This is a genomic window from Streptomyces sp. NPDC002092, assembly GCF_053593775.1.
The window spans coordinates 19,785-37,926 of record NZ_JBSFDG010000023.1 but is presented as its reverse complement, the minus strand read 5'-3'; the positions used below and the strand labels follow the sequence as shown (position 1 = coordinate 37,926).

Genomic DNA, 18,142 nt, shown 5'->3' with positions numbered 1-18,142 from the left:
GTAACGTAACGGGCGATGAACGCCAACCCCGACGCGCCGCTCCCCGCCGTTTCTGTGATCATGCCTGTCCTCGACGAGGAGCGGCATCTGCGCGGAGCCGTCCAAGCGATCCTTGCGCAGGAGTACGCCGGCGAGATGGAGGTGGTCCTCGCCCTCGGTCCGTCCAAGGACCGCACGGACGAGATCGCCGCCGAGCTCGTGGCCGCCGACCCGCGCGTCCACACCGTCCCCAACCCGGCGGGGCGTACGCCCGCCGCCCTCAACGCCGCGATCAAGGCCTCCCGGCACCCGATCGTCGTCCGCGTCGACGGGCACGGCATGCTCTCGCCGAACTACATCGCGACGGCCGTACGGCTCCTGGAGGAGACCGGCGCGCAGAACGTCGGCGGCATCATGCATGCCGAGGGCGAGAACGACTGGGAGCACGCGGTCGCCGCCGCCATGACCTCGAAGATCGGCGTCGGCAACGCAGCCTTCCACACCGGTGGCGAGGCCCAGGCGGCCGAGACCGTCTACCTCGGGGTGTTCCGGCGCGAGGCGCTGGAGCAGCAGGGCGGGTACAACGAGGAGTTCATCCGCGCCCAGGACTGGGAGCTGAACTTCCGGATCCGGGAGGCGGGCGGGCTGATCTGGTTCTCGCCGGAGCTGAAGGTGTCGTACCGGCCGCGGCCGTCGGTCAGGGCCCTCGCCAAGCAGTACAAGGACTACGGCCGCTGGCGGCATGTCGTCGCCCGCTACCACGAGGGCTCCATCAACCTGCGCTACCTCGCGCCGCCGACGGCGGTCCTCGCGATCGCGGCCGGTCTCGTGGTCGGCGCGGTCCTGACGCCCTGGGGTTTCGTGATCCCCGGCGGCTATCTCGCGGCGATAACCCTCGGGTCCGTCCCGGCGGGCAAGGGGCTGCCGCTGAAGGCGCGGCTGCAGATCCCGGTCGCTCTCGCCACCATGCACATGTCGTGGGGCTGGGGCTTCCTGACCAGCCCCAAGGCGCTCGCGAAGAAGGTCATCGCCTCCCGCCGCCCCGCGGTGCTCGTCTCCAACTGAGCACCCGGGGCCGCCTGTTGAACCCGGGCTACCAGGTGTAGTCCGGGTTCACGTGCATGCACTGCTTCTTGTCCGAGCCGTTGATGACCTGCGCGGACGAGGGCGTCTTGTCGTCGTCCTTCGGGGCCGTGTACGTCGTACCGGAGCGCCAGTCGGCGCCGACGACCAGCCTGACCCCCGAGACGTCGGCCGACTTCTGCACCGCACCGAGCGGAATCCCCAGTGACTTGGCGATGCGCTGGGCGTCGCCCTCCAGGTCCGCGCTCGGATAGCGGATCACCGTCTTCTCCTCGCTGAGGACCGTCGTGGTGTCCGCCACCGCCTCGGTGAACCCCTTGCCGACCAGCAGCTGGGCGATCGTACGCGCCCGTCCGGTGGCCGCGGGCTGCGTACTGGACCGGGTGCCGTTCTGCACCTGTACGGCGATCTTGTCGTCCGCCGCGGCCGGGTCCGAGGACGCCTTCGTGCCGGCGGACTTCTTCTTGCCCTTGCCGTCCAGCGCGATGTCCTCGCGGACGAGCCGGAACAGCTTCGCCGCGTCACCCGGCTTCGGCACGACCCGGGTGTCGGTGGCGGAGACGTACTGCCACGGCATCGTGGTCATGGTGATGCGCTTGGTGGGGACCTTCTTGAGCTCCTTGCTCAGGTCGTACAGCTTCGCCACCGTGCCGAGCCCTTCGTCCACCGTCAGAGCCTTGGTGGCCGTCTCGGCGAGAGACTGCAGCTTGCCCGGGTTGCTCAGCGTGGCGTTCTCGCGCAACTGACGGACCATCGCGTTCATGTACTGGTGCTGGGCCTTGGCCCGGGCTATGTCGGTGTTGTCCTCGAAGCCGTACCGGGTGCGCAGCCACTGCAGGGCCTGGACGCCCTTGATGTCGGTGGTGCCCTCCTTCAGCTTCAGGCCCGAGCCGTGGCCCTGACGGTCCTTGGAGCGGATGTTGGCGTCCACGCAGACCGGCACACCGCCGATCGCATCGGCCATGGACACCACACCCGCGAAGTCGATCATCATGAAGTGGTCGATGTGGATGTCGGTGAGCTTCTCCCAGGTCGCCACCGTGCAGCCGGGGCCGCCGCGGCCCAGCGAGTCGTTGGTCATGGTGAACGTCGTGGCCCGGTACACCTTGCCGCTGTCCGGGTCCGTGCACTTGGGCATGTCCAAGCGGGTGTCGCGCGGCATGCTGACCACTGACATGTTGGTGCGGTCCGCCGAGAGGTGCAGCAGCATCTGGACGTCCGCGCGCGGCGCGGTGTTGAAGGTGTCCTTGGCGCCGCCGAGCTTCTGGTCCTCTTTGTTGTTCCGCCCGTCCGACCCGATCAGCAGAATGTTCAGCGGCGTCTGGCCGGCCGCGTTCGCCTGGGACGCCGCCGCCCTGTCCTTGGCGTCCCCGATGTTCAGGGGGTCCTTCCTGATGTTGCCGTTCAGGTGCTGGTAGTAGAGATAACCGGCCCCCGCCGTGCCGAGTATCACCACCGCCAGGACGATCGCCGCCCAGCGCAGGACGCGCCGTCTGCGGCGCTTCCCGTCGCCGCCCGGGCCCTTTCTGCGTCTGCCTCCGCCGTGCCGCCCGTGCTCGGTCGTCGCGTCCCGGTCCCGCGGTGTCAGGGACATCGTGTCCTCGACCGCGGAAACCTTTCCGCGCACACTGCTCCGCGCCAACTCCCTGCCTCCCACCCCTGGACATGCCGAACCTCTCCGCTGCCCGTCCCCCCGGATCAGGCGAATGAGAGGGCGCGCCGCCCCCTGAAGTCCCTCGGACGTGAGCGCGCCTCATCATTGTGCAGGCACTTGGGAGTTCGCTGTGCGGATCGGTGAAGATCAGGCCCAGCGGTACGGTCCGTACACGTCCATGCACTGGCCCTTGTCCGAGCCGTTGATGGCGTCCGCGTTGCCGGGCAGGTCGCCTGCCTTGGGCTTCGACTGCTTCGGATACGCCGTGCCGGTGCGCCAGTCGGCGCCGACGACGACCGTGACCCCGGAGACGTCCGTCGACCTCTGCACCGAACTCAGCGGAATACCCAGCGACTTGGCGATGCGCTGGGCGTCACCCTCCAGTTCCGCGCTCGGATAGCGCACGACGGTCCGGTCCGCGGAGAGCCCCGCCGTCGCGTCCCTGGACGCCTTGCTGAACCCCTGCTGCACCAACTCGTGGGCGACCGTGCCCGCGCGTCCTACGACCGGGCCGAGGGCAGAGGTCCCGGTGGCGTTCTGCACCACGACACCGATCTGGCCGTCCGGCGCCGAAGGGGCCTTCGTGGCCTCTTCCTTGACGGTCGTCTTCTTCGCGTCCGAGGCCTTGCCCTTGTTGTCGAGGGGGATGTCGTCGCGGAGCATCTCCCAGAGCTTTGCGGCGCCCGCGCCGTCAGGTATGACGTGTTCGGAGTTCTGCGGGTCCGTGACGTTCGGCATCGTCACCGAGGTGATGCGGTCCGTCGGCACCGACTTGAGCTGCATGCCCAGGTCGTAGAGCTTCTTGACGGTGCCGATCTCCTCGGAGACCTTGAGGGACTTCGTGGCCGCCTCGGCGAGGTCCGTCAGCCGCCCGGTGTCGGTGAAGACGTTCTGGTTCTTCAGCGTGCGGATCATCGAGTTGAGGTACATGTGCTGGGCCCTGGCCCGCATCAGGTCGCTGCCCCAGGCATGCCGGGTGCGCAGCCACTGCAGGGCCTGCGTGCCCTCGACCTTGTGGGTGCCGGCCGTCAGCTTGAGGCCGGATCCCCCGGGCACGGCGGCCGTCGGGTGGTCCCACACGTTCTGCTTCACACAGACGTCGACGCCGCCGATGGCGTCGGCCATCCGCACCACACCCGAGAAGTCGATCGTCATCCAGTGGTCGATGTAGACCCCGGTGAGCTTTTCCCAGGTGGCCAGCGTGCAGCCGGCACCGCCACGGGCCAGGGACTCGTTGATGATCTTGTTCGTCTCCGGAAACATCTTGCCGGTCTGCGGGTCCCTGCACTGGGGGATCTCCACCCGGGTGTCACGAGGAATGCTCACCATGGCGGCGCTCTTGCGGTCCGCGGAGAGGTGGATCAGCATCTGCACATCGCCCAGCGGCGGGGTGCCGCGGTCGTACCTGGCGCCGCCGAGCCTCACGTTCTCGTCGGAGTTACGGCTGTCCGAACCGATCAGCAGGATGTTCAGCGGGGTCTGCCCCGCCGCGTTCGGCGCGGTCTTCTGCGCCTTGGCGTCGCCGCTGCTGCGCTCGCCCTTCTGGATGTTGCCGTTGAGGTGCTGGTAGTACAGGTATCCGGCGCCGGCCGTGCCGAGTATCAGCACCGAGAGCGTGGTCGCCGACCATCTGAGCACCCGGCGCCCCCGCCGCGGCCCGCGACTGCCCGGTCCGACCCGCCGCCCGCCGCCCGGCCCACCGCCGTTCCGCTCGGGTTCACGAGTGTGCGGAACGCCCCGGAACGTCCCTTCCCCCTGCACGCTGCTCTGCGCCATCTCCCCGTCCTCCCCACCCTGCGCCCATGCATCAGGCCTGTCGTACGCCCTGTTAGACGTACGACAGGCCTGTCAGGTCACTACTTGGCGCACTCAACCTTGTCGGCCGTGGTCTTGTCCACGTCCGGCGCCTTGGTCGCCGCGGTGAAGGAGTCCCCGGCGCCCGGGAAGTCCTTGCCGAGGGTCAGCGTGATGGCCGGCAGGCCCTGGGAGTTGATCACGCTCTTGCCCGGCTTCATCGCCGAGCCGGACAGGCCCAGGATGGCGGCCAGCCGGCGCGCCTGGTCGGCCTGGTCGGGGCCGTACTCCAGCGTCGTCCTGCTGAGCTGTACGCCCGCGTTGCCGGCGTTCTCGGACTTCAGCACGCCCGCCTGGTTCTGCAGGTACTCGAGCTCCGCCTGCGCACTGCCGGGTTCGGCGCCGCCGTTCAGGACCCTCACCCGGACCGCGGACGCGGCCGACTTGGTGCCCTTGAGGCGGGCGGCCACCGCGGCCGCCTCCTGCTTCTTCTTCTCCTTCACCGCGGTGAAGGAGACGTCGTTCCTGATGGCGTCGAAGACCGGCTGGGCCGCGCCCGGCTTGAGGACGACCGTCGCGTGCACCTTCTCGGCCGGGTTGTCGATCACCGGCACCGTGGTGAACGTCAGGTTCTTCGGGTTGAGCTTGCCCAGCTCCAGACCCAGGTCCTTCAGCTTGCCGATGCTGTCGAGGTTGGCGTCGACGGTCAGCGCCTTGGTGCCCGCCTCGGCGACCCTGATCATCTTCGTCGGGTCGGTGAGCGTGTCGTTCGACTTCAGTTTGCGCATCAGCGCGCTGAGGAACTGCTGCTGCAGGGTGATCCGGCTCAGGTCACCGCCGAAGCCCACCGCGTGCCGGGTGCGCACGAAGGCGAGTGCGGTCTCGCCCTCGATGTGCCGCATGCCCTTCTTCAGGTTCAGATGCGACTTGGGGTCGTTGATGTCCTTGCCGAGGCAGACGTCGACGCCGCCCACCGCGCTGGTCAGCGTCTTGACCGCGTTGAAGTCGGCCACCATGAAGTTGTCCGGCTTGATGCCGGTCAGCTCCGTGACGGTGCGTGCGACACAGCTGGGCGTACGGTCGTCCTGGCCGAGGCTGGTGTTGAAGCGGACGTTCCTGGTGCCGGCGATGACCTTCTTGGAGCCGTCGGCCTGGGTGGTCGGGCAGTCCGGGATGTCGGTGATCAGGTCACGCGGGATGCTCAGCGCCGTCGCGTTCGAGCGGTCCTTGGAGACATGCAGCAGGATCGTGGTGTCGGCGTGACCGACGCTGTCCTTGTCGCCGTACTCGTCGTTGCCCTTGCCGGTGCGCTTGTCGGTGCCGATCAGCAGGATGTTGATCGCCTTGCCCTTGCTGAAGCCACCGGTGCTCGCGCCGTCGTCGGAGACGGAGGTGATGTTGTCGTTGAGGTGCTTGATGTAGAGGTACCCGGCGCCGGCCGTGGCGACCAGCACGAACGCCATGGTGCCGCCGGTCCACAGCAGGACCTTCTTCGCCTTCGACTTCTTCTGCACCGGCCGGCGGCCACGCCGCCCCGGCGGCGGCTCCTCGGGCGCGCCACGGCGGCGCCTTTGCGGCGGCACCCCGCGGCCCGGGGCCTGCGGATTCGCCGTACGCCCGCGTGCCGCGCCGTCCGCGCCCCGGGGGGCGGCCCTGCGCGGCCTGGGAACCGCCGATTGCGGTGCGGAAGGAGCCAGTCGCAGTTCGTATTCGCCGGTGTTCGGATTGAGCACCCACTGGTCTGCGGGGTCGATGTTCTCCGCCCGCCCACGGCTTTGCGCGTCCACGGTTTCCGAATCCTCCGTTTGGGCCACGCGGCGCCTTCCCCCTCAAAGACGCTCGGGTCTCGGTCACACAGTGCGCGACCCCAGGAAGGACCTGGCGGACCGGTGCACCGGATCGCTCACACTATCCGGCCAGTTGAGCGTGGAGCGACGTCGGTGACAAATTCCACGCCCCTACAACTGGGCAATCCACCCATTTCTTCGGGTTTTCTTGGGACGGCTGTTCGTCGCGTCGATGCTCGCCCTACCCGCAGCTGTCCTCGTCGGCGGTGTTCCCGCGGAACGTCGGCGCGGGCGAACTGCCCTCCGGAGCCCCGCCGTACCGCTGTCCGCCCGACTTCGCGTCGCCGTGCCCGTACGCGCCGTAGTCGTGCGACTGCTCATACGAATCCCTGCCCGAATACCCGTACGAGTTCCCCATGTCACCCGTGGCCGAATTACGGCTCTTTGAGTCGGAATCCCGCGGAACTTCCGGCGCGACCGCCAATGGCGCGTCCCTGCGCACCCGTTCGAACAATCTCTCCGCCTCCGGCTCCACGAGCTGGTCGCGATTGGCGTCGTAGACGTACGACTCCCGCGGAACCGTGAGGAATTGCACCGCTTTTGTGGGGATGTCGCGCAGCCCGCGCACGAGTTGATACAGCCCGCGCAGGCTCGCCAGCCCCGGGTCGGTGGTGAGCGACGAGGTGGCGGCATCCAGCACGGGATAGAGCTTCACCGGGTTCAGCAGTACGTCGTTGCTCTGGACCTTGTTGACGAGCGCCCCGAGGAACCGCTGCTGACGGTCCATCCGGTCGGTGTCGCTGCCGTCGCCGAGGGACTTGCGGGCGCGCACGTACCCGAGAGCCTGCTCGCCGTCGAGCGTGACCCGTCCGGCGGGCAGCTTCAGCTTGGCCGCCTTGTCGTCGATCGGCTTCTTCAGGCACACCTGGACGCCGTCGACCGCGTCGACCATCTGCTTGAATCCGTGGAAGTCGAGGACGATGTGGTGGTCGATGCGGATGTCCGTCAGCTTCTCCACGGTCCGGATGGTGCAGGCCGAACCACCGGTCTCGAAGGCGGAGTTGAACATCGCGAACATCGGCTCGGAGCGGTTCCCGTCGGACCGCAGACAGGCCGGGATGTCCACCATCAGGTCACGGGGCAGCGAGATCGCGGTGGCGGCGTGCCGCCCCGCGGAGAGATGCAGCAGGATCGTCGTGTCGGACCGCTCGGTCCCCGAGTCCCGCCCGTACCGGGCGTTCCCGTCCCCGGCCCGTGTGTCCGACCCGATCAGCAGGATGTTCTGCGCCCCCTTGACGAGCGAGGTGGGCCGCTCCTTGTCATACCGGGCGAGCTCCCGGGCGGCCGCATCGTCGGCCCTGATGTTCCCGTCGAGCTTCGCGTACACCACCACCCCGCCGGCGACGGCCCCCACGACCACGGCGGCAACCGCAAGACCCCCGAACCGCACCCACCGCCGCCGACGCCGCCGTACCAGCCCTTTCACGTGCGGCTCCACCCCTCATGGCGTAGGAACATGCAGTCCTTACGAGCATGGCGTGGAGAGACGGGTGGAAGCGTCCGGTGCTGATCCATCCGGGTGACTGCACCGCCTTGAGGGGCGCGGGGCTGTGTCGATATGCGGCTCCGCCGCGTGGGCGCGACCAGCCACGACGGACCCGCACCCGAAAAAACAACCCCTCAGCGGCGCACCACACTCACCCGCTCACTCTCGACCCGCGAGGCCAGCGCCTCTTCCCCCAGCTGCTCCAGATGCCGGCACAGCACCACGGATCCCCCGGTGGCAAGCGGTCCGTACAGCCCGGCATTCAGCCCCTCCCAGGTGTCGTACGGCAACCCGGACAGAATCCGCGCCCCCGGCCCGGTGAGGCCCAGCCCCGCCGCCTCCGCCCGGGCCCGCTCGACCACCTCCGCGCCGCTGAGCTCCCGCCCGGCCACGATCAGCCCGGCCTCGTCGGGATCCACCGGCGCGAACGGCACGAACCGATCCCCCTGGCCCGGCACCTCCACGGCGTAATCGGCGAAGCCGTCCGGCACCTGCGGGAAGCGACCACCCAGCGGCCGCAGGGCGAGCGCGATCCGCTCCCCACGGCAGGCCCGGGCGGCGGAGAGCGTGTCCGGCCCGCTCACCACCACATCGGCCGCCGCCGGATCCCCGCCGACATCGGCGACCGCCCCCACCGACGCACACGCCAGCAGCCACACCGCGGTCTGCCAGTGCGCCGGCAGCAGCAGCGCGACCCGGTCGCCGGGGGCCGCGGAGAGGTCGCCCTGGAGGAGATTGGCGGTCTTGGCCACCCAATTGGCGAAGGTGGCCACAGAGAGTTCGACACGTTCGCCCGTGGCGTCGTCGTAGAAGGTCACCAGGGGGCGTCCGGGGTCCGCGGCGAGCGCGGAACGCAGCAGGTCGGCAGGGGTGCGGTCGGTGGCGTTCACCCGCGCAAGGGTACGCGGACGACCGCGCGCTCACCCCCTGCTGGGGCCACCGGTTCGGAGGAACGAAATCCGACGATCCGTCAATTTCGGTATGGACAGATATGTATGACTATGTCCAAGATCAGGAGCATGCGTGGATTCCTTGCCTCCTCGATCGCCTCCTCGATCGGCGTCGCCTGCGCGGCCGCCCTCGCCCTTCCGCTGACTCTGCCCGTCCCCGTGGCGACGGCGAGGGCCGCGCTGGCCGGCGCAGGATCCGCGCCGGCGCCCGCGCGGCCCGACGTGCACGGCAGCACGCAGTCGCTGCCGCTCGCCCCGCTGACCCCCCTCACCCGCGCCCTCGGATCGACGGCCTCGACGGCCCTCGTGGAGCAGGGACTGACCCGCCGGGACGTACGGCACTTCTCGATGGTCGGCGTCGTCTGGGACAACCCGAACACCGAACTGCACGGCCAGGTCCAGGTCCGCACCCGCGCGGCCGGCAATCGCGTCTGGTCCGGCTGGCGCACCCTGGAGACGCACAACGACGACGCGGCCGACCCCGGCACCGCCGAGGGTGCCTCGGGCCGGGTCCGCGGCTCCACCGCACCGCTGTGGGTGGGCGACTCGGACGGGGTGGAGGTCCGGGTCCGGGCCGAGGGCGGACCCCGTGCCGAAGGTCACGCCCGCAGCACCCGCGCCGTCCCGGCGCCGGCCGGACTCCCCTCAGGCCTGCGTCTGCAACTCGTGGACCCCGGCGGCCCGGACGACGGCGGCGACGAGGTTCCGATGCGGAGCACGGCCCCGATCGTGCCCCACGGCAGCCAGGCCGGCCCCCCCGGCACCGGGACCGGCAACTCCGAGTCGGCCGAGGCTCAGGCCTCGTCCTCCGCCAACGCCGATCTCGTCCCGCTCGACGCCACCGTGATCCCGGCGCTGAGCAAGTCGGCGACCGTGCGGGAGATGCGGACGCTGCGCGGGCACGAGTTGACGGCCGGTCAGCGCAAGAAGCCGCACATCGGGCCCCGCCCCCGCATCGTCACCCGCCGGGGCTGGGGCGCGGACGAGGATCTGCGCGAGAGGGGGTTCGCCTACACGAAGAAGGTCAAGGCGGCGTTCGTGCACCACACGTCGTCCGGCAACACCTACCGCTGTTCGCAGGCGGCCTCCGTCATCCGTGCCATCTACCGCTACCACGTTGTGAGCATGGGCTGGCGCGACATCGGCTACAACTTCCTCGTCGACAAGTGCGGAACCATCTACGAGGGCCGCGCCGGGGGAGTGGCGAAGGCGGTCAGGGGCGCTCACACCCTCGGTTTCAACAACAACAGCATGGGCATCGCCGTCATCGGCAACTTCAGCAAGAGCAAGCCGCCCGCGGCCGTCCTGAAGGCCATCGCCCGGCTCACGGCCTGGAAACTGGGCCTCTACGGCGCCAATCCCCGCGGAAAGACATATCTGAAGTCGAGCGGTGGCAATCTCTACCGAAAGGGTAAGAACGTCCGAATGAATGTGATCTCCGGCCACCGCGACGGCTACCCCACGGCGTGCCCTGGCTGGCAGCTGTACCGGAAGCTCGGCACGATCCGCTCCACCGCGGCGCACTACCAGGGCCGCCGTTGAGGGACCGCCGGTTCTCGCAAAGGAGTCGGGCACGGAAGCGTTATCTACGTCATAGCGGGGCACCGGGCGGAACGCGGGACGCCGCAACGGCCATCCACATCACCACACGACGGTCTGCATAAACTGGCCGGTCGAAAGAGAGTTCGGCCGGTCCCGGCAGGAAGCAGAGACGACAGGTGACAGAAGCGATCCTCCTGGTCGGCGGCAAGGGCACGCGGTTGCGCCCGCTCACGGTCCACACGCCGAAGCCCATGGTCCGGGCGGCCGGCGTCCCGTTCCTCACCCACCAGCTGGCGAGAGCCAGAGCGGCAGGTGTCGACCACATCGTCCTGGCCACGTCCTATCTGGCCGAGGTCTTCGAGCCGTACTTCGGCGACGGCTCGTCCCTGGGCCTGCACATCGAGTACGTGACGGAGGAGGAGCCCCTCGGCACGGGCGGCGCCATCCGCAACGTCGCGTCCCGCCTGCACTCGGGCCCCGACGACCCGGTCCTCGTCTTCAACGGCGACATCCTCACCGGCCTGAACATCCGCGCCCTGGTCGACACCCACCAGAAGACCGGCGCCGACGTCTCCCTGCACCTCACCAAGGTCACGGACCCACGCGCCTACGGCCTGGTCCCCACGGACGACACCGGCCGTGTCCTCGCCTTCCTGGAGAAGCCGCAGACCCCCGAGGAGATCGTCACCGACCAGATCAACGCGGGGGCGTACGTCTTCCGCCGCTCGGTCATCGACACCATCCCCGCGGGCCGCCCGGTCTCGGTCGAACGCGAGACCTTCCCCGACCTCCTGGCGGCCGGGGCCCATCTGCAGGGCATGGTCGACTCGACGTACTGGCTGGACCTCGGCACCCCGGCGGCCTTCGTCCGCGGCTCCGCCGACCTGGTCCTGGGCCGGGCGCCGTCCCCGGCCGTCCCCGGCCGCTGCGGCGACCGCCTGATCCTGCCGACGGCGAGGGTCGCCCCCGACGCCAAGCTGACGGGCGGCACGGTGGTGGGCGAGGGCGCGTTCGTGGCGGAGGGCGCGCGGGTCTTCGGCTCGGCCATCCTCCCCGGCGCCGTCATCGAACCGGGCGCCGTCATCACCGACTCCCTCATCGGCACCCGAGCGCGCGTCGGCGAACGCTCCGTCCTCACCGGCACGGTCATCGGCGACGGCGCCGTCATCGGCGCCGACAACGAACTGCGCACCGGCGTACGAGTGTGGTGCGACGCCCAAATCCCAGCGGGGTCGGTGCGGTTCTCCTCGGACCAGTAGTGCCGCCCCCGGGGGCGCCCCGCCCGGGTCTCACACGCGTGGCGCCCCCGTCACCGACATCACCAGCGAGTACAGCGAGGTGGTGGCCGTGATGAACAGCCGGTTGTTCTTCGGGCCGCCGAAGGCGATGTTGGAGACCGGCTCGGGCACGCGGAGCCGGCCGACGAGGGTGCCGTCGGGGTCGTAGCAGTGCACCCCGTCGGACAGCGCGGCGGCCCACAACCGGCCCTCGTCGTCGAAGCGGATGTTGTCGTAGTGGACGCCCTCGGCGGCCGTGGCGAAGACCTTCCCGCCGGACAGCGTGCCGTCGTCGCCGACGTCGAAGACGCGGATACGGGCGGCCCGGGTGTCGGAGACGTACAGCCGCCGCTCGTCCGGGGAGAGAATGACGCCGTTGGGCCCCTCGAACCCGTCGGCGGCGAGCTGCACCCGCCCGCTCACCGGGTCGATCCGGTACACGTTGCACGCGCCGATCTCCGACTCGGCGCGATGGCCCTCGTAGTCGCTGGTGATGCCGAAGTCCGGGTCGGAGAACCAGATCGTGCCGTCGGAGCGTACGACGGAGTCGTTCGGGCTGTTGAGGCGCTTGCCCTCGTAGCGGTCGGCGAGGACGGTGACCGAACCGTCGGGCTCGGTGCGGGTGACGCGGCGGTTGCCCTGCTCGCAGCTGACCAGCCGGCCCTGCCGGTCGAGCGTGTTGCCGTTGACGTGACCGGCCGGGGTGCGGAAGACGGTGACGGTGCCGGTGGCCTCGTCCCAGCGCAGCATGCGGTCGTTCGGGATGTCGCTCCAGATCAGCTGGCGCCAGGCGGGCAGATACAACGGGCCCTCGGCCCAGCGGCAGCCGTCGTACAGCACCTCCAGCCGGCTGTCGCCGTTCGTACACCGTCCGGTCCGGAAGCGGTCGTCCAGGATCTCGTACAGGTTCTTGACGATGGTGCCTGACATGGTTCCCCTAGCGGGCTGTCGATCAGGATGAAATTCAACGTAACATGCACTCTGCCGAATCAGATATGGTCTTCATATGAAGCGAGTGGATGACATCGACCGTCGGCTGGTCGCGCTGCTCCAACGAGACGCCACCCAGTCCTACGCGGTGCTGGGCAAGGAGGTCGGCCTGTCGGCGGGCGCCGCCCACGAGCGGGTGCGCAAGCTGCGCGAACAGGGCGTCATCCGGGCCACGACGGTCGACGTCGACCCCGGTGCGCTCGACCGTGGAGTGCTCGCCTTCGTCCATGTCGACTCCAGCGCCTGGATGGGTGAGCGGGGCGATGCCTTCGCCGCCGTACCGGAGATCCAGGAGGCACACGTCATCGCGGGCAGTGCGGCCGTGCTGGTGAAGGTGCGCACCGCCACCACCGAACAGCTCCAGGACGTGCTACGACGCCTCTACGCGATCGAGGGGGTCAGCGGGACGCACGCGACGGTGGTCCTGGAGACGTTCTTCGAGCGGCCGGTGGACGCAGGCTGATTCGTCCGCGGCGTCACAGCCGACCGATGTCGGTCTTCGGCATCTTCGGCATCCGCCGCGCCGGCGTACGCCCGCTCAGCAGGATGAACCGCGCAGCCCGATGCCGCTGCCCCGCATACGGCTCCAGCAACTCCAGCATCGCCGCATCGTCCGCATCCCGGTCCCCGGCAAGCGCCCACCCCACGATGCCCGGCAGATGCAGATCCCCCACGGTCACCGCATCCGGCGCCCCATGACTGCGCTGCACGGTCTCCGCGGACGTCCAGGGCCCGATCCCCGGCACGACCTCCAGCCGCGCCTGCGCGGCCGCCGGCTCCATCCCGACCGCCTCCTCCAGCCGCGCAGCGACCTTCACGGCCCGCAGGATCGTCGACGCCCGCTTGTTGTCGACCCCGGCCCGGTGCCACTCCCACGACGGAATCAACGCCCAGGTCCGCGGCCCCGGCATCACCCACAGTCGCCCGCCCGCAGCGGGCCCCGGCGCCGGCTCCCCGAACTTCCGCACGAGCAGCCGCCACGCCCGGTACGCCTCCCCGGTCGTGACCTTCTGCTCCAGAACGGACGGGATCAACGACTCCAGCACCAGCCCGGTCCGCGTCAGCCGCAGCCCCGGCCGCCGATGCGCGGTGTGCGCCACAAGCCGGTGCCGCGGCACGAACGCATCGGGCTCGTCCGCGCCCCCCAGCAGCTCCGGCAACTGCTCCAGCAGCCACTCGGCCCCGGGCCCCCAGGCCTCCCCACGGACCTCACCCCCGCACACGGAGACGCGCAGGGTTCCGGGCCCCCCGGGAGTCAGACTGGCCCGCCAAACGGACCCGTCCGGCATGGCCCGGAACGTCGGATCCGCGCCACCCCGCCGAAGCGGCCCCAGCACCAGCCCAAGATCAAGCGGCCCGTCCGGTACGACGGTCCGCACCCGCCCGGGCGCACCGGCCTGCCGCGGCACACCCCCGGGCACCACGACATGCCCACCGCGCACGGTCGTACGCGTGGGCCGGGGAGAGAACCGTCCTGCCACAGCTGAGTTCCTGGGGGTATCGGGGATGCTCTACGAGACTAGGCGGTACACAGCGGCTGCCGGGTGCGCACAAGTTTTTCAGGGGGCGCGGGACTGTACGAATATGCGGCTCCGCCGCGTGGGCGCGACAAACCCCCACTCGCCCGCAGTCGCGCACGAAAACCAGAACCCTCAACCGTAGGCACCACCCGGCGCACCTGGTGAAACGTCATCGCACAGCGATAAAGCTCCCGGTTTCCCGCTGGGGCCTGGCCCGCGGCTCCTCCGCCGCATGCCCCACAGCCACCGCCCCCATCGGATCCCAGTCCCCCGGCAGCCCCAGGACCTCCCGCACCACATCCCGGCAGAACATCGTCGAGGAAACCCACGCGGACCCCAACCGCTCCCCGGCCAGCGCAACCAGGAAGTTCTGCACCCCGGCCCCCGCGGCGACGACGAACATCTCCCGCTCCGCCCCGTCCCGCCGAGCGTCCCCGTACGTGTGCGACCCGTCCATCACCAGACACGGCACCACCAGATACGGCGCGTTCCGCAGCACATCCCCCCGCCGTACCCGCTTGGCGATGGACTCCTCGCTCTTTCCGTCACGCCGCAGATCGGCGATCCAGGCGTCGCGCATGGCGTCCAGCAACCCGGTCCGCGCGTCCTGCGACTCCAGCAGCACGAACCGCCACGGCGTCGTGTGATGCGGCGCCGGCGCGGTCACGGCCGCGGCGACCGCCCGCCGTACGGCACCGGGATCGACGGGCTCGTCCGTGAAGGCCCGCACGGTACGCCGCTGGGTCACCGCCGTCCGGATCGCCTCGGACGTCCCCAGCCGGAACATGTCGTCGCGCCCGCCGCGCACCATGGCCCGTGCCCCCTCTCCGTCGCCCTGGGCCACCACATGAGGCAGCCCCCGCACGACGGCGACGGGCAGCCCGGCGGCCTTGCCCTTGACCAGGTCGCCGGCGGCGGCCAGCTCGTCCGCCGTCGCCACGACCGTCGCGCTGAGCGGATTGCCGTACGCGTCCGTGCCCCCGCGCAGATCGTCGAGCACGTGCACCCCGGCGGCGCCGATCGCGACGTCCGTGAGCCCCGAGCGCCAGGGCCGCCCGAAGGTGTCGGTGACGACGACCCCGACGTTGACGCCGAGGGCGTCCCGCAGCCCTGCCCGGATCGCCCGGGCGGACGCGTCGGGATCCTCGGGCAGCAACAGCACCGTGCCGGAGGGGGTGTTGGAGGCGTCGACGCCCGCCGCGGCCATCACCAGCCCCTGCCGGTTCTCGACGATCCGCAGGGCCCCGCGCCGCGCCACGACCCGCACGGTCTCGGCATCGATCGCGGCCTCCCGGTCGGCCGCCTCGACGACCCGTCCCTCCGCCTTGGACACGATCTTCGAGGTGACGAGCAACACGTCCCCGTCGGCCAGCCCGGGTTCGGCGGCGGCGATCAACTTGGCGAGGTCGTCCCCCGGCACGACCTCAGGAATCCCGCCCACGGCCCAGACCCGATACCCGCCGTCCCTGTCGCCGCACGCGCCCGTGCCCTCGGAAATGCCGCTCAAGGCACCCGCACCTCCTCCGCCAGTGCCAGTGCCTCGCGTGCCATCCGGGCGGTCGCCTCGATGTCGGTCATCATCAGCGGTACGGCCCGGCACCGGATCCCGGCGGCCTCGACCCGGTCCACGACGCCCGCGTCCACGGTGTCGACGAGCCAGCCGTCGAGCAGACCCGAGCCGTAGTGCTCGGCCACCGCCGCGGCCGTCGACTCCACGCCGACCGCCGCGAGCACCTTGTCGGCCATGCCCCGCACGGGCGCGTCCCCGACGATGGGGGAGAGACCGACGACGGGCACCCCGGCATCGGCGATCGCCTCCCGGATGCCCGGCACGGCGAGGATCGTGCCCACGGAGACAACCGGGTTCGAGGGCGGGAACAGCACCACGTCGGCCTCCGCGATCGCCTCCAGCACACCGGGCGCCGGCTTCGCCTGTTCCGCCCCGACGGGCACGACCGCCTCGGCCGGCACCGAGGCCCGCAGCCGCACCCAGTACTCCTGGAAGTGCACCGCCCTGCGCTCACCGTCGACCTCGACGGCCACATGCGTCTCGACCCGGTCGTCCGTCATGGGAATCAGCCGTACGCCCGGCTTCCACCGGTCGCACAACGCCTGCGTCACCGCACTCAGCGGATACCCGGCGCCGATCATCTGCGTCCGCACGATGTGCGTGGCGAAGTCCCGGTCCCCGAGCCCGAACCACTCCGGCCCCACGCCGTACGCCGCGAGCTCCTCCTTGAGGTGGAAGGTCTCCTCGGCCCGCCCCCAGCCCTGCTCCTCGTTGATACCGCCGCCGAGCGTGTACATCACCGTGTCGAGGTCCGGGCAGACCTTCAGTCCGAAGAGGTGGATGTCGTCCCCGGTGTTGCCGATGACGGTGATGTCCGCGTCCGGCACGGCCTGCTTCAGACCGCGCAGGAACCGGGCACCACCGATGCCGCCTGCCAGAACCACAATGCGCATGGGCCAAGTCTTACAGGCGGGTACGACAACGCGTCAGGCGGTTACGGCGTCGACCTCGTCGTACGCAGCAGGGGTGGCGGTGCATGCGATGGCGGTCCCCCCGGTCGAACGGAGTTGAGACTGGGGGAGCATCGGCATCTCCGTCAGGCCCGGGTAGTAGACGTGCAGACTGACCGCCGGCTCCAGCGCGTCGTTGACGACCTCGTGCACATACCCCGGAGCGAACACCCGCTGCGCGCCCGGGCCCAGCGCGCGCGTGCCCCGCTCGGTCCGCTCGGTCAGCGTGCCCTCCAGGACGGTCAGCACACCGGAGGAGCGGCCGTGGTCGTGCAGCCCGCTGCCCTGACCGGGCACCCAGGACAGCAGCCACACCTCGTAGCCCGGCCCCGTGCGCAGCCGGTGGTACCAGCGCGTCGTCGCGTCGTACTCGACGAGGTGCTCCCACTGGGAGCGGTCGGCGGCGATGGACCGGGCCAGGCCCACGAACTCGGCGACGGTGGCCGGGTGCTCGCGCGGGGGCTGCAGCAGGTGCTGCACTTCGAGGATGTCGCCGGCGATCTGGAGGTCGTTGTCGCTGTTCATAAGGGGTGCGTGGTTCCTCAGTGAAAGAAAGGTCAGAGGGAACGGGAGCCCCGTCACGGACGACAGGGCCTACAGCCGGAGCGGGTGTGGCTCAACAGCTGGCACAGCAACAACAGCTACAGCGAGCGCGGGCAGCACCGTGGGACCCGGCGGTGCGGGTCGAGGTGAGCGCCAAGTTCGCGAGCATGCCCATAAGGACAGCGGTTCACACCCTCCCTGTCAACTCGGCGCCCGGTAGGTGGGACATGGTTCACCTCATCCGGTTCATCTCGGAGGCGAAAGGTTTGTGCATGCGCCGCCCGGGACACATGGCGCTCAAACCTCGTTGCGGTCCTGTGATCCGACTGTGATCCGGTTTGCTTCGAGGTGCGCGTGGAACGAGATCGGATCTGCGGGCGTCCTTCCCCGTACAGGCTCTGCTCGGGGTCGAAGGCCCTTCCGGGCCTCGTCTGCATGTCAAGGTTTATGCCGATTTGAACACTTTCCGCATGGCCTTGGTTCCGCAGAGTGAATAAGGGGCTCAATAGCAGATCTCGGCTTGACTCGCCCGGAGCAGCACACTTGTAATTTCACTCGTGTCGTTCAGCCGGAATCGGTAACGGCTACATCACGGGGACGCGAAAGACAGACGAGGGGCGCACATGACCGAGCTGGTGCAGCAACTGCTGGTCGACGACGCGGACGAGGAACTCGGCTGGCAGGAGCGCGCGCTGTGCGCCCAGACCGACCCCGAGTCCTTCTTCCCCGAGAAGGGCGGCTCCACCCGTGAGGCCAAGAAGGTGTGCCTGGCCTGTGAAGTCCGCTCCGAGTGCCTCGAGTACGCCCTCGCCAACGACGAGCGCTTCGGCATCTGGGGCGGACTGTCCGAGCGTGAACGACGCCGTCTGAAGAAGGCCGCGATCTGAGCGGGCGGCCGCCGCCCCCACACAACCGAAACACATTCGAACGGCCCGTCGCAGGTGGGGTTATCCACAG

Annotated in this window: 15 protein-coding genes; 5 read left to right on the top strand and 10 right to left on the bottom strand. The window is 69.9% G+C overall.

The window, feature by feature from the left end; translation table 11 throughout:
- Nucleotides 1-15: 15 nt before the first annotated feature.
- Nucleotides 16-1,044, top strand: a complete 1,029-nt coding sequence (locus tag ACWCRD_RS38535; protein ID WP_450970343.1) for a glycosyltransferase family 2 protein — start codon at nucleotides 16-18, stop codon at nucleotides 1,042-1,044.
- Between the two features lie 28 nt (nucleotides 1,045-1,072).
- Here ACWCRD_RS38535 and ACWCRD_RS38530 read toward each other — a convergent pair whose 3' ends face one another.
- The 5 genes from ACWCRD_RS38530 to ACWCRD_RS38510 form a co-directional block, all read right to left on the bottom strand.
- Complete coding sequence (locus ACWCRD_RS38530) at nucleotides 1,073-2,656, bottom strand: LCP family protein (protein ID WP_450970342.1); 1,584 nt, start codon at nucleotides 2,654-2,656, stop codon at nucleotides 1,073-1,075.
- A gap of 207 nt (nucleotides 2,657-2,863) precedes the next feature.
- Nucleotides 2,864-4,492, bottom strand: a complete 1,629-nt coding sequence (locus tag ACWCRD_RS38525) for an LCP family protein (RefSeq protein WP_450970341.1) — start codon at nucleotides 4,490-4,492, stop codon at nucleotides 2,864-2,866.
- An 80-nt stretch (nucleotides 4,493-4,572) separates the two neighbouring features.
- Nucleotides 4,573-6,297, bottom strand: a complete 1,725-nt coding sequence (locus ACWCRD_RS38520; RefSeq protein ID WP_450970340.1) for an LCP family protein — start codon at nucleotides 6,295-6,297, stop codon at nucleotides 4,573-4,575.
- Between the two features lie 241 nt (nucleotides 6,298-6,538).
- The gene (locus ACWCRD_RS38515) at nucleotides 6,539-7,783 is read right to left on the bottom strand and encodes an LCP family protein (protein ID WP_450970339.1); all 1,245 of its coding nucleotides are present in this window, start codon (nucleotides 7,781-7,783) and stop codon (nucleotides 6,539-6,541) included.
- Between the two features lie 194 nt (nucleotides 7,784-7,977).
- Nucleotides 7,978-8,733, bottom strand: coding sequence for a TIGR03089 family protein (locus ACWCRD_RS38510; RefSeq protein ID WP_450970338.1), 756 nt, complete (start codon nucleotides 8,731-8,733; stop codon nucleotides 7,978-7,980).
- 129 nt (nucleotides 8,734-8,862) lie between these two features.
- Between ACWCRD_RS38510 and ACWCRD_RS38505 the strand changes: the two genes are divergently transcribed.
- On the top strand, nucleotides 8,863-10,335 hold the full coding sequence (locus ACWCRD_RS38505) for a peptidoglycan recognition protein family protein (RefSeq protein ID WP_450970337.1): 1,473 nt from the start codon (nucleotides 8,863-8,865) through the stop codon (nucleotides 10,333-10,335).
- Nucleotides 10,336-10,511: 176 nt separating this feature from the next.
- A complete protein-coding gene (locus ACWCRD_RS38500) occupies nucleotides 10,512-11,594 on the top strand; it encodes a sugar phosphate nucleotidyltransferase (protein WP_450970336.1) in 1,083 nt (360 codons plus the stop codon).
- Nucleotides 11,595-11,624: 30 nt separating this feature from the next.
- Here ACWCRD_RS38500 and ACWCRD_RS38495 read toward each other — a convergent pair whose 3' ends face one another.
- The gene (locus ACWCRD_RS38495) at nucleotides 11,625-12,542 is read right to left on the bottom strand and encodes an SMP-30/gluconolactonase/LRE family protein (protein ID WP_450970335.1); all 918 of its coding nucleotides are present in this window, start codon (nucleotides 12,540-12,542) and stop codon (nucleotides 11,625-11,627) included.
- An 85-nt stretch (nucleotides 12,543-12,627) separates the two neighbouring features.
- Here ACWCRD_RS38495 and ACWCRD_RS38490 point away from each other — a divergent pair, with 85 nt between their 5' ends.
- Nucleotides 12,628-13,065, top strand: coding sequence for an Lrp/AsnC family transcriptional regulator (locus ACWCRD_RS38490; RefSeq protein WP_450970417.1), 438 nt, complete (start codon nucleotides 12,628-12,630; stop codon nucleotides 13,063-13,065).
- Between the two features lie 13 nt (nucleotides 13,066-13,078).
- Here ACWCRD_RS38490 and ACWCRD_RS38485 read toward each other — a convergent pair whose 3' ends face one another.
- From ACWCRD_RS38485 to ACWCRD_RS38470, 4 genes are all read right to left on the bottom strand, one after another.
- Nucleotides 13,079-14,083, bottom strand: coding sequence for a DNA-3-methyladenine glycosylase family protein (locus ACWCRD_RS38485; protein ID WP_450970334.1), 1,005 nt, complete (start codon nucleotides 14,081-14,083; stop codon nucleotides 13,079-13,081).
- 208 nt (nucleotides 14,084-14,291) lie between these two features.
- Nucleotides 14,292-15,629, bottom strand: coding sequence for a coenzyme F420-0:L-glutamate ligase (locus ACWCRD_RS38480; protein ID WP_450970333.1), 1,338 nt, complete (start codon nucleotides 15,627-15,629; stop codon nucleotides 14,292-14,294).
- On the bottom strand, nucleotides 15,626-16,585 hold the full coding sequence (gene cofD / locus ACWCRD_RS38475) for a 2-phospho-L-lactate transferase (RefSeq protein ID WP_450970332.1): 960 nt from the start codon (nucleotides 16,583-16,585) through the stop codon (nucleotides 15,626-15,628). The genes ACWCRD_RS38480 and cofD overlap by 4 nt, the downstream gene beginning before the upstream one ends.
- Before the next feature lie 33 nt (nucleotides 16,586-16,618).
- Nucleotides 16,619-17,167, bottom strand: a complete 549-nt coding sequence (locus ACWCRD_RS38470; protein ID WP_450970331.1) for a cysteine dioxygenase — start codon at nucleotides 17,165-17,167, stop codon at nucleotides 16,619-16,621.
- 641 nt (nucleotides 17,168-17,808) lie between these two features.
- Between ACWCRD_RS38470 and ACWCRD_RS38465 the strand changes: the two genes are divergently transcribed.
- The gene (locus tag ACWCRD_RS38465) at nucleotides 17,809-18,072 is read left to right on the top strand and encodes a WhiB family transcriptional regulator (RefSeq protein WP_010986447.1); all 264 of its coding nucleotides are present in this window, start codon (nucleotides 17,809-17,811) and stop codon (nucleotides 18,070-18,072) included.
- The last annotated feature ends 70 nt before the right edge of the window (nucleotides 18,073-18,142 follow it).